Origin of the sequence: Fastidiosipila sanguinis, assembly GCF_002998295.1 — a bacterium.
GTDB lineage: Bacteria > Bacillota > Clostridia > Saccharofermentanales > Fastidiosipilaceae > Fastidiosipila > Fastidiosipila sanguinis.
This window is the reverse complement of sequence record NZ_CP027226.1, coordinates 176,276-188,371: the sequence shown is the minus strand read 5'-3', so window position 1 is coordinate 188,371 and position 12,096 is coordinate 176,276. Positions and strand designations below refer to the sequence as shown.

9 protein-coding genes are annotated in these 12,096 nt (G+C 35.3%); 1 reads left to right on the top strand and 8 read right to left on the bottom strand.

From position 1 onward, the window contains the following. Positions 1-35: 35 nt before the first annotated feature. Positions 36-1,139 (bottom strand): IS30 family transposase, encoded by a 1,104-nt coding sequence (locus tag C5Q98_RS00695; RefSeq protein WP_106011825.1) that lies wholly within the window; start codon positions 1,137-1,139, stop codon positions 36-38. Between the two features lie 266 nt (positions 1,140-1,405). Between C5Q98_RS00695 and C5Q98_RS00690 the strand changes: the two genes are divergently transcribed. Continuing rightward, entirely contained in the window at positions 1,406-1,945 is a 540-nt protein-coding gene (locus C5Q98_RS00690; RefSeq protein ID WP_158695659.1) for a flavin reductase family protein, read from the top strand. Positions 1,946-2,048: 103 nt separating this feature from the next. Here the strand turns inward: C5Q98_RS00690 and C5Q98_RS00685 are convergent, their stop codons facing one another. The 7 genes from C5Q98_RS00685 to C5Q98_RS00655 all read right to left on the bottom strand — a co-directional run bounded on the left by C5Q98_RS00685 (position 2,049) and on the right by C5Q98_RS00655 (position 12,078). Then, positions 2,049-2,702: a histidine phosphatase family protein gene (locus C5Q98_RS00685; protein ID WP_106011823.1), complete on the bottom strand. Its 654-nt coding sequence runs from the start codon at positions 2,700-2,702 to the stop codon at positions 2,049-2,051. Positions 2,703-2,771: 69 nt separating this feature from the next. After that, a complete protein-coding gene (locus C5Q98_RS00680; protein WP_106011822.1) occupies positions 2,772-3,881 on the bottom strand; it encodes a mechanosensitive ion channel family protein in 1,110 nt (369 codons plus the stop codon). Positions 3,882-3,948: 67 nt separating this feature from the next. Further along, positions 3,949-5,043 (bottom strand): mechanosensitive ion channel family protein, encoded by a 1,095-nt coding sequence (locus tag C5Q98_RS00675; protein ID WP_106011821.1) that lies wholly within the window; start codon positions 5,041-5,043, stop codon positions 3,949-3,951. Between the two features lie 52 nt (positions 5,044-5,095). Further along, a complete protein-coding gene (locus C5Q98_RS00670) occupies positions 5,096-6,148 on the bottom strand; it encodes a threonine aldolase family protein (protein WP_106011820.1) in 1,053 nt (350 codons plus the stop codon). A gap of 54 nt (positions 6,149-6,202) precedes the next feature. Then, positions 6,203-8,458: a glycogen debranching protein gene (locus C5Q98_RS00665; protein ID WP_106011819.1), complete on the bottom strand. Its 2,256-nt coding sequence runs from the start codon at positions 8,456-8,458 to the stop codon at positions 6,203-6,205. A 40-nt stretch (positions 8,459-8,498) separates the two neighbouring features. Further along, entirely contained in the window at positions 8,499-10,421 is a 1,923-nt protein-coding gene (gene thrS, locus C5Q98_RS00660) for a threonine--tRNA ligase (protein WP_106011818.1), read from the bottom strand. Between the two features lie 142 nt (positions 10,422-10,563). Then, the gene (locus C5Q98_RS00655; protein ID WP_106011817.1) at positions 10,564-12,078 is read right to left on the bottom strand and encodes a DUF1846 domain-containing protein; all 1,515 of its coding nucleotides are present in this window, start codon (positions 12,076-12,078) and stop codon (positions 10,564-10,566) included. Between the last annotated feature and the right edge of the window lie 18 nt (positions 12,079-12,096).

Below are 12,096 nucleotides of genomic sequence, written 5' to 3'. Positions count from 1 at the left end.
TAAACTGAAATTGTTTTTTGTACAATGTTAATTGTTTACGCTATGGCTAAATATTTACTATTTGCACTGTTTCCTTCTAATACTTTCCTTGGGTAACTATTAATAAATTCCTCTAATTTATTTATTTCTCTCTGTGGTATATCTTTTAGTTTTGTACCTTTAGGAATAAAATATCGGATAAATCCATTTAGATTTTCATTGCTTCCTCGCTCCCAAGATGAGTATGCATGCGCATAATAAACACTAGTTCTATATTTCTCACTATGTATAGATTTTTCCATGCTTTTCCAGTCTTGAAACTCTGCTCCATTATCTACCGTTATACTCTTAAACTTTTCTCTAAATGCTCTTGCTCCTAGTTTTCTTTCTATAGCATTAAGCTTCTTTACTACAGATTCTTGTCTTTGCGTATTTATCTTTAAAATAATGCATTCTCTTGTACATCGATCTACAAGTGTCAATAAACAAGTCCTATCTCCCTTACTAGACTCTATACAATCCATCTCCCAGTGCCCCGTCTCTGTACGCTCTTCTATAGCTTTTGGTCTATGGTTTATTCTCTTCTTATCTGGTGGAGATAAGCGCTTTTCTATATAGCGTTTTCTTTGTCTAGGTTTATTTCCTTTACGTGGAAGGTCTTTCATTGTTACTTCTAGGAAGACTTCTTTTTCTACATAGTTGTAAATAGTTCTAGTACAAAGTCTTTTATCTGTAGGCCAGCCAACTCTGTCAAAATACATTGTTATTGCTGCTGGAGAGAATTTAAGATTATTTATTCTATTCATCTCTTTTCCTATTAGCATGTTTTCTATTATTTTGGCTAATATATGGTCGTTACTAATCTTTAAAGATGGTCCTTTATTACTCCAAGTTTTTTCTACTGTTTTCTGAGCTACTACAGAGGAATATGCTGTGTATTCTTCTAGCATAGAATTCTTTTGTTTGACTTTACCGCGTTTTAGTTCTCTAGATAGAGTTGCTTCACTCCAGCCTAATATCTTTGCTAACTCTTTTTGATTTAATTTATCTTTTTTAGGTCGCTTCAAATTCTCATTATATAAATACTCTAGATGCTTTCTATCTTCTATTGTTAAATGCTGACCTGCTTCTCTTTTCCTGATATAATGTAATTGGCTCATACGATCCTCCTTTGTTTCGTTTTTCCAATTAACATTGTACAGGATTGTTTGAGCCTTTATTATTTCAGTTTATTTTACAACTCGCCTCGCACAAGACATCTGCCAAAAACCTGAAAACTAGCAAAGCTACTCCCTATTGTTAAGCGAAGATTAAAATTAGGTTAAACAGCAATAAAACAATGTAAAAAGCTAATTATAAGCTTAAAATGTTGTACAATGAAATTGATGGTTATTTTAACTTTAATTTAAAAAAAGGAGAGAAGACTATGAAAGAATTTAAGCAAATTGAGCTAAAAGATATCAACATATTATCCTATCTAAGCCCTGAAGAAGAAAATTTTGTGATTGTATCTGGTGATAACAAACACCACAATGCAATGGTTACTAATCAAATAAGTTTCGGAAGAATGCGTGACAAAGATATAGCAACTATTTACCTAGGAAAAGACTTTTACACACGTGGGTATATAGAGAAAAAAGGTAGATTCAGCATTAACCTTCTACCAAAGAGTGATGCTTCAAGAGAAATTCTAGATAAATTAGCTCACTTAAGCGGTAAGGATTCAGATAAATTCCAAGAAACTGGTCTTACTCTAATCCCAGATAAAACACCAAAAATTGAAGAAGCAGAATACGTACTAACTTGCAGAGTAATTTATCGTAGTCACTTAGAAAAGGATTCATTCTTCAAGAAGTATAAAAAATATGCTAAAGAAGAATATGAAAACGGTTTTGACTACGCTTATGTTGCTGAAATCAAGAAAGTATACAAAGTTATTGATGCTGAAAGTTCAAAAGCAGAGTAATAAAATCAAAAATCTATAATCTAAAATCTAAAAATATAACAAAGGGTCTAGAAAATTTTCTAGACCCATTTTTATACGCTGAAACCTGTTCTATTACTTTATTCTATAAACCAGTTCTACTCTCTAAGTCCAAGTGAGAATCATCACCTTCGTAGACAACTTCTTTATTACCATTGCTATCAATTTCAATTTTTGTAACAGCAGTATTTCTGTGGACGTTGTAACCAATCTCAGAAGTAGGTGTTCCCTTGATATAACCGAGCAATAATTGGATCAAGAATCCATGACTTATAACTAAAACAGTTTTTCCTGGGTGTTCCTTGACAATTTTCTCAAATGCTTCAGATCCTCTCTTATATACCTCCGCACCTGATTCACCTGTTGGCATATCAACTTCATATGGAGATTCATTATATTTTTTCATAACTTCAGGATATTGTTCTACTAGTGCATTAAACTCTACACCTTCCATATCACCTGCATTAATTTCTTCAATACCATCGATTTCTTCAGCATCTATACCCAGCTCATCTAGCAATGGTTGAATAGTTTGTCTAGTTCTAATCAACTTACTTACATAAACCTTATCTACCTTAATTCCAGATTCTAGAATTCTTTTGCTTAGTTTAGCCGCTTGCGCTCTTCCAGCTTCATTTAGAGGTATATCACTACTTCCTTGAAATTTCCTTGCCTGATTAAAATCAGTAACTCCATGACGGATTAGATAAATCGTAGTCTTATTATCTGTATTACTCATTTTGTATCTCCTTTTATTATTTTTATCTTTTTTATTTTTACTTATTCAAATACATTGTAATGTATATCTTTAATTTAATTTGTACATAGTGTTTTTACTTGTTTCAATTTCTAAATCTTTCAATAATTTATCTATCTTTGTATTTATATTTTTCTTAAGTAGAATGTGCTTTTCGTAATCTAAATTGGTCGTGAATCTAATGTCATAAATGTAGGCAAGATCATTGAAATTCATGGAAGATATTTTAATATTCCTCAATACATATTCTTCTCTTCCCAAAATTTCAGTTACTCCAAGTTTAAACTCTTCCATTTTATCTGAACTGGTATTAATACTTATTGGTACTTTTATAACACTTGAGCGTTCTTCTCTATCATTACTTACATTAAAGTTATTAACAATCTCTGAGTTTGGTAATTTCTTGATTGTGCCGTCATCACTTCTAACGTTAGAGGATAATAAACCTATATTTTCCACACGACCTGCCACAAAACCTGATTTAGCATTGGTCTCAATCCAATCACCCATATCAAAAGGCTTCTGCAATAATATTGTCAACCCTGCTATTAAATTGGCTACAGCATCTCGTAGCACTAAAACTGCAACAATTATACTTATAACTATCCCAGCTAATATATTTCCCTTACTATCTGACCAAAGCTTAAACACTTCTAGTCCTGCCAGAATTATTAAGACAGCTTTGATTATGACTCCTAGGTAAAACAGAGGAGTTTTCCCCGCCGTCTCGACATAATCTTGGTAACTGTTTTTATTTTTTCTCTTCTCATTAATAATCCTAATAAACAAATCCAGCAAAATAATTACTACATAAGTTCTAGCTATAATAAAAATTGTCTGAAACAGCTTCATAAAAAAATTATAGATGTACATATTAGCAGACAGGACGGATGATAATGGGATAAGTAGCAAAGTTACTCCTGAAAAAATCATCCAAGAAACTGGACGCTCTAGATTTGCTTTAGCTTCTTTAACCTCTAACTTATAATCACTTTCACTTTTGAAAACTTTAAAAATAATATCTACAGCCAAGCGAGCTAGTCTATTTTTTGCTAAACACAAAACAAAAATTAATACTAAAATTAATACTATCTCTAACAGATAAAACACTTTAATATTTTCTGTATTTAGGATGTTTTCTAGCGCTAATTTAACCACCATTAGTAACTATCACTCCATCTTAATTATTCCACTCTGCCAGCCTAAACCATCCGAATAAAAAATAAAGCTACTTTATTTTGTACACCACGTTATTACTTATCCCAATATCTAAGTCTGCCAATAATTTAACGATCTTTGTATTAACACTATTCTTAGCAATTAGATGCTGGGTATAGTCGGAACTCGTGGTATATCTCAAATGGTATATATAAGCGCCTGGGGCGAAGTCTACTAAATTAAGTTTAATATCACCTACAACATGTTCGTCTTTTTCTAAGATCTCTGTCAGCTCATTTCTAAATTGCTCTAATTTATCTGCACTAGTACTAATACTTATTGGAATCTGCATACTACTCAAGCGTTGGCTTCTCTTGGTACCATTAACAATTACGTTGCCACCCATTACTGAATTTGGGACAGTCAAAAGTGTACCATCATCAGCTCTAACTCTACATGAACGTAAGCCTATATGCTCTACACTACCTGCGACAAAAGCTGACCCTGCATCAGTCTCAACCCAGTCCCCTACATCGAATGGTTTATCCAACATTATTGCCAAACCTGCTACTAAGTTAGACGCAGTATCTTGGGCAGCCAAGGCCAAAGCTATACCACCTATACCAAGTCCTGCTAACAGACTTTGAACATTATCCATCCACAATTCAGCCACTGAGAAAGCTACGAAAATTATTATCACAGTCTTGATAATAACGCCTAAATATTGCAAGGCTGTTCTGTTGTCACCTCTATAAGAATCAACATGTTTCTCAATATCTTTCTTAATTACTCTATTAATAATTAGGTCTAGAACATCCAATAATGTATGAGCTATCGCAATAAACATTATAGATTTTAATACATTGCTAAAAAATATAGCTACACTAGCAGGCAAATTAGGTATTACTGGAATAAGGAATAAAACTATTACTGAAAATATTATCCAGGACACAGGATGTTCTATGTCTGCCTTGATTTTATAAAGATCAGGTCTATATTCATTTTTAATAAATTTAGAGAAAGTATTTATCACCAAATGAGCTAGCTTGCCTTTTAACAAAAACAAAATTAATAACACAAATAGAATCAAAGCTGTTTCAATCAAAAGAACTAGCTTCATATTTTCAATGTTAAGTATTTTTTCTAGCATCAACAATAAACTCATAAATAAATCCTACTCCCTCTATACGTGATTCTCGAACGAACCTTAAGCAAACCTAAATCAACTTAGCCAGCTCTTCTATATCTGCTTCAGTATTTCTATATGTAGTTACAAATCTACATCTAGCCTTATTTTCTAGCTTCTCGGAGATCTCGAAACTTACTTTATCGGACAATTCTTCACACAAACTCAATGGCAAGTAAACAAAGACCTGATTACTCTCTGTTGGATATGCCAATTCATAGCCAGCCTCGACAAAAGCCTCTGCAAGTAGTCTTCCCATTTTATTCGCATGTATAGCATTTTTCATATACAAGGTCTCGGAGAAATCTTGGACTTCATTTAAGTTCTCATCTGCAAACAACGCCTCAAACTGCATAGCGACTGCATAAGTTTTTGCCAAAAGAGCGCCTCTGTTTTTTTGTGCATGAATAAAGTTCCTATCCAATTCCGGATCAGTTATTACTAAAGCTTCTCCATAAATGGCACCATTCTTAGTCCCACCAATGTAAAACACATCACAATACTTAGCAATGCTCTCTAGGCTTAAATCTTGCTTATCACTTGCCATAGCGAAACCTAATCTGGCTCCATCCATGAATAAAAATAAATCATACTGTTTACATACTTTAGAGATTGCTGCAATCTCAGCTTCTGTATAAACGGTTCCAGTTTCACTAGAATTTGCGAGAAAAACTAAACGTGGTACAGTCTTGGTCTCAGCTTGATTCTCTTTAACAATTTTCTCTATAGTAGCAGGAGTGAGTTTTCCATTTACATTGGAACCATTAATAATTCTATGCCCTGTTGCTTCTATAGCACCTGCTTCCATATTAGATATATGTGCTGTATCTGTGGCAATTATTGACTCAAAAGGTCTGAGAAACGCTGAGCAGGCTAGTAAATTAGTTAAAGTACCACCTGCAACAAAATAGGTACTTGCCTGAGGACGGTTGGTGAACTTTCTAATTTGTTCTCTGACCTTCTCACTTACTGTATCGAATCCGTAACCACGATAATATTCACTCCAACGTTCTTGGAGTTTTTGCAGGACATTTTCATGACCTAGGCTTTCGTAATCATTCAAAAAATGTAGCGTTTTTCCCATTGTTTTTATCTCTTTCAATTATTATTTTTTATATCATTTATATAAATCTAGAATCTAAATCTCTTGCATCTGCTCTGGTGGCACTCCCCAAGCTGTTTGCTTTCCGCTCTCTATATTATCTTGTAAATAATAATTATAGAGTTTAGATTTAGCTTTTTGGCGTTTATGGAATTTGCTTGCCATTTCAGCTTTTGCCTCTTCGGCGGCCTCTGGTGAGTCCAGAGGATATGCTATCAAAACAACCACTGATCTAGCTTTTACAGATAAATAGTCATAGAGCACACTACTCTCTTCAATATCAGGAGAAAACTCTTCTCCGAGAGGGTTATCCGTATTTATAACTTCATACCAATATTCACCATTAGGCAAGCTTGGGAGTTCTATGGTCTTATTCTCCCAACCTGTATTAATGGCAAGATAAATAACTTCATCATTTCGATTATTTTCTGCACGACCAGCATACATAATACCTAAATAGTGAGAATCATAATCTGTGTCCATGTACCATTGTTTTTCACCATGGAAACTCGTCTCAGGCAAACCGCATCTTGCTGCTTCAGCATTTGCTCTCAACACAGGATGCTGTTTTCGGAAAGCTATCATATTCTTCCAGAAGCTAAAAATTTCCTTGTTTTTCTCCAATAAACTCCAATCAATCCAAGAAATCTCATTATCCTGGCAATAAGGGTTGTTATTTCCAAATTGCGTTCTTGCGAATTCATCACCTGCATTTATCATTGGAATACCAGTTGAGCCCAGTAAACAAACACATGCATTAAGCATCAGTTTCTTGCGCAAGAAATTAATTTCTTCGTTATCTGTCTCACCTTCAACACCACAGTTCCAGCTATTATTATTACTATCGCCGTCAGTGTTGTTCCAGCCATTATCTTCATTGTGTTTATCGTTATAGGAATATAAATCTTTGAGCGTAAATCCATCATGACAGGTAATAAAGTTTACAGAAGCATATTTACCCCTGCTCTCTACCGGATAAAGATCTCTTGATCCAGTTAAGCACTGAGCTGCTTCCCAAACTTTGCCATTATCTCCCTTGAGAAATTGTCTCATTGTATCTCTGTAGCGACCATTCAATTCTCCCCATCTAGAGTAGGCTGGGAAAGATCCTACCTGGTACAATCCGCCTGCATCCCACGCTTCTGCTATTAGTTCAACATTTTTGAGGATAGGATCATAAGCTAAAGATTCAAGCAATGGTGGGTTACTCAAAGGTGTACCCTCTTTATCTCTACCCAAAATTGAAGCCAGATCAAAACGAAAACCATCAATTCTGTAATTAACTACCCAGTACCTTAAACATTCCAAAATCATTTGTCTAACTATAGGGTTATTACAGTTCAAGGTATTACCACAACCAGAAAAGTTATAATAATGCCCTTCTGGAGTAAGCATGTAATACGTTTGGTTATCTATCCCCTTGAAACTTATATAAGGCCCTTGCTCATTACCTTCGGTCGTATGGTTAAAGACAACATCAAGGAAAACTTGCATACCATTGTCGTGCAAAGCTTTGACCAGAGATTTAAATTCATAACCTTCAATAATGCCGTATTCCCGAGAGTCATAAGCTGGATTCACAGCAAAGAAAGCCATAGGATTATAGCCCCAGTAATCTTTCAAATCTTGTCCATTATGGGTTCTATTCTCAGCATGCGTATCGAACTGAAAAATTGGCATAAGCTCAACCACATTTACACCCAGAGATTTGAGATATGGAATTTTCTCAATCAAACCCGAAAAAGTTCCTGGATGACGGACGTTAGAATTAGGATTCTTGGTAAAGCCACGCACATGCATTTCATAAATAATCATCTCGTTATTAGGGATTTCTGGCGAAAGTGAATCCCCCCAATCGAAATCATCTAGCATGACTTTTGCTCGATACGGATATTTATTATCTTCTTGACTATATACCTCGATTCGCCTTGCATATTGATCGACTACTGTTTTTTCACGATCAAAAATCAATCCTTCTTCCGGATTCCAAGGTCCATCAATACTGAAGCAATACTCTAAATTTTCGATATCTAAGTCAAAGACTGTCATTGAGTAGACATCTCCAACTTTGTAGCGTTTTGGATAAGGTATAACTGAAAAAGGCTCACTTGCACCTTTTTCAAACAAGAGCAAATTAATTTCTGTTGCTAATTCAGAGTGTATAGTAAAACTCACAGAGTTAGCATTCACAGCATGGGCACCATTTTTATCATAAAAACCTGGACGGACAGGATGTCCGTACCAGATTTCTAAAGGTTTCAAAACTGTTTCAGTATAGTTATTGCTCGTCATAAGTCATACTCTCGTGCTGCAAACTCAAACTTTCCTAAAATTATAAGAAAGATGAATCCATAGTTTTGTTCTTGATTTCTTCTACGAGTTTATCTTTAAAGTCATTAAATTCTAAGGTCTCATTGGCAGTATGGTCACGAAGTCTTAGTGAAACTGTTCCGGATTCTTGCTCTTGATCACCAATAATTAACATGTATGGGACCTTATCAGCTTGGGCTTCACGGATCTTGTAACCGACTTTCTCATTTCTATCGTCTAGATGTACTCTTACACCACAATCTTCAAGTTCACTCTTGAGCTTATTACCATATTCATTATGTCTATCTGTAATTGGCAAAATTCTAACTTGTTGTGGAGCTAGCCAGGTTGGGAACTTACCTGCGAAGTGCTCGGTAATAGTTCCGATGAATCTCTCGAAAGACCCTAAGATTGCACGGTGAATCATAACTGGTCTATGTTTCTCACCATCACTACCTACATATTCAACTTCGAATCGTTGTGGCAATTGGAAATCTAGCTGAACAGTACCACATTGCCAGGTACGATTTAGGGAGTCTCTTAAATGGAAGTCTAGTTTAGGACCGTAGAAAGCACCATCTCCTGGATTAATTACATAGTTTAATTCGAGCTCATCACAAGCTTCTTGTAATGCAGCCTCTGCACTATTCCACTCTTCCTCAGAACCAATAGAGTTCTCCGGACGTGTAGATAGCTCAATGTGATAGGTAAATCCAAATTTGCTATAAACTTCATCAACTAAAGCAACAAGATTCTTGATCTCATCTTTGATCTGATCTAATGTCAAGAAAATGTGAGCATCATCTTGAGTAAATTCTCTAACTCTCATCAAACCGTGCAATTCTCCTGATTGCTCGAACCTATGATCCAAACCAAATTCAGAAATACGTAATGGTAAATCTCTATATGAATGTGGTTGTGAGTTATAAACTAGTACACAACCTGGGCAGTTCATTGGTTTAATTGCGTAGATATCATCATCTGCCTCACTGATAAACATCTTGTCTTGATATTTATCCCAGTGACCAGATCTCTCCCACAATGCTCTATTCATGAATATTGGAGTAATAATTTCATGATAATTATTTTTCACTAACAATCCACGAATATATTCAATTAGTTGATTTCTCAAAATTGTACCATTTGGTAAGTAGAATGGCATTCCTGGACTTTCTTCCAGGAACATGAATAAGCCAAGTTCTTTACCAATTTTTCTATGGTCACGACGCTTAGCTTCTTCTAACATCTCTAGATACTCATCCAATCGTGATTTCTTAGGGAAAGAAATACCATAAATACGAGTAAGCATCTTATTATTCTCATTACCACGCCAGTATGCACCAGCAACGCTAGTTAATTTGAAAGCCTTGATTGGTTTAACTGTCATGATGTGTGGTCCATGACAAAGGTCAACAAACTCACCTTGTTTGTAGAAACTGATAGTATCACCTTCAGGAATATCATTAATGAGCTCTATCTTGTATGGCTCTTCACGCTCTTCCATTAATTTGAGAGCTTCTTCACGGCTTAATTCGAAGTAGTCAAGTTCGAAACCTTCCTTGATGATATTTTTCATCTCAGCTTCGATCTTCTCTATCTCTGTATCACCGAAACCACCTTCTCTATCCAAGTCATAGTAGAAACCATTCTCAATTGGTGGTCCAATAGAAATCTTAGTCTCTGGATAAATTCTCTTAATAGCTTGAGCCATTACGTGTGCAGTTGTATGCCAAAAAGCTTCCTTACCTTGTTTGGAGTCAAACTTATGGATAGTAACTTCACTGTCCTCATTAATAACAGTACGAATGTCCTTATCGACACCATTAATAGTTACTGCACAAGCTTCTCTTCCCAAGCCTGGGCTTATATCGTATGCCAAATCTATCGCACGTATCTCTTCTTGTTCATACTCACGGATTGAACCGTCTGGCAATGTAATTTTCATTTCCTACTCCTCTTAATTTTACTGTTGCCCTTAATTTTAGAACACTAATCTAACAAAGGCTAGTAAATTGTTTAATTATTATTTTTTATTAAAGCAAAGCATTCTCAACAGAACAAATTATTATTAACAGAATTAATTATTCTTAATAGAATAAAGTATTTGCACCAAATACTGGATCACTAGTATGTTCTATACCCAATTGACTACAAATTTCTTCATCATTCTTGTTTAACAAAACTGTGGAATGAGCTTGGCAGCCTCTTAAATTTCTTAGAGCATCCAAAGCTTCTCGTGCCATTGGATTAGTAGCTGCAGAAATACTCAAAGTAATGAGAATTTCCAGTGCACTTAAGCTATTTTCTCTCTGCCCTAGAATGTCTTCTTTCAAGTAATGCACCGGTTCCAAAACAACTGGTGACAATAAGTGAATTGGATCAGCCAGCCCTGTCATGACTTTTATTGCATTAATAATCGCTGCCGAAATAGAGCTCATTTGTTTGGAGCCTTTACCTGTAACAATTAATCCATTAGGTAATTCTAAGGCTGTTACTCGTGGTGTTTTATCCTCTGGATACAAATCTGGTCTTTCTTCTTTGAGGAGCTTAGCATAGTCTCTTGCTGGCTTAACTACTAAACGATCCTCTTCAGTCAGCTGCATTTCATCCATGAGAAGTTTAGTTCTTTGATAAGGCTCTTCACCTGTGGTACCTCTACGATATGCACTTGCAGTATGTAGGTACCTACGAATAATCTCTTGATTTGCTGCATCCTTAACAACTTCATCATCAATTATACAGTTACCTACCTGATTGACACCCATATCTGTTGGAGATTTATATGGTGACTCACCGTCAAAAATTTTATTCAAAATTCTTCTTACTAGAGGAAATGCTTCAATGTCACGGTTGTAATTTATTGCATACTCTCCATAGGCTTCCAGGTGATATGGATCAATCATGTTTACATCTAATAAATCAGCTGTAGCTGCTTCATAAGCTACGTTTACTGGATGTTTTAATGGTAAATTCCATACAGGGAAGGTCTCGAATTTAGCGTATCCAGCTTTTTTCCCTCTTGCAATCTCGTGATAAAGCTGACTCAAGCAAATCCCTAATTTTCCAGAGTTAGGACCTGGTGCTGTCACAACTACAAGTTTCTTATCTGTTTGAATATATTCATTTTGACCATAGCCTGATTCACTAACGATAGTATCTACATCTAGAGGATATCCTTGGGTGGCTTCATGTAAATAAACTTTAATATTACGACGTTCTAGACGACTCTTGAAAATTTGCACAGCCTTATTTTCTGAATATCTAGTAACAACAACACTATTTACACTCAATTGACGAGATCTGAATTCATCAATCATTCTCAGAACTTCATCTTCATAGCTTATGCCATAATCTTCACGTATTTTATTCTCAGCAATGTCGCCTGCATAAATACATATGATAATTTCAGCTTGTTCTCTCAGCTCTTGCAGAATCTTAATTTTCGCATCCGGATCGAAACCTGGCAAAACACGCATAGCATGCAAATCGCCAAATAATTTACCACCAAACTCTAAATATAGCTTCTCACTTTGCTCAACTCTTTCCAAAATATATCTACTTTGCAAGTCAACATATTTATCATTGTCGAAGCCTTTTTGCATTGATTTCCTCCTAGCAAA

Coding starts and splice junctions, on each gene's coding strand:
- C5Q98_RS00695 (WP_106011825.1), bottom strand. CDS start 1,139: ATGAGCCAATTACATTATATCAGGAAAAGAGAAGCAGGTCAGCATTTA.
- C5Q98_RS00690 (WP_158695659.1), top strand. CDS start 1,406: ATGAAAGAATTTAAGCAAATTGAGCTAAAAGATATCAACATATTATCC.
- C5Q98_RS00685 (WP_106011823.1), bottom strand. CDS start 2,702: ATGAGTAATACAGATAATAAGACTACGATTTATCTAATCCGTCATGGA.
- C5Q98_RS00680 (WP_106011822.1), bottom strand. CDS start 3,881: ATGGTGGTTAAATTAGCGCTAGAAAACATCCTAAATACAGAAAATATT.
- C5Q98_RS00675 (WP_106011821.1), bottom strand. CDS start 5,043: ATGAGTTTATTGTTGATGCTAGAAAAAATACTTAACATTGAAAATATG.
- C5Q98_RS00670 (WP_106011820.1), bottom strand. CDS start 6,148: ATGGGAAAAACGCTACATTTTTTGAATGATTACGAAAGCCTAGGTCAT.
- C5Q98_RS00665 (WP_106011819.1), bottom strand. CDS start 8,458: ATGACGAGCAATAACTATACTGAAACAGTTTTGAAACCTTTAGAAATC.
- thrS (WP_106011818.1), bottom strand. CDS start 10,421: ATGAAAATTACATTGCCAGACGGTTCAATCCGTGAGTATGAACAAGAA.
- C5Q98_RS00655 (WP_106011817.1), bottom strand. CDS start 12,078: ATGCAAAAAGGCTTCGACAATGATAAATATGTTGACTTGCAAAGTAGA.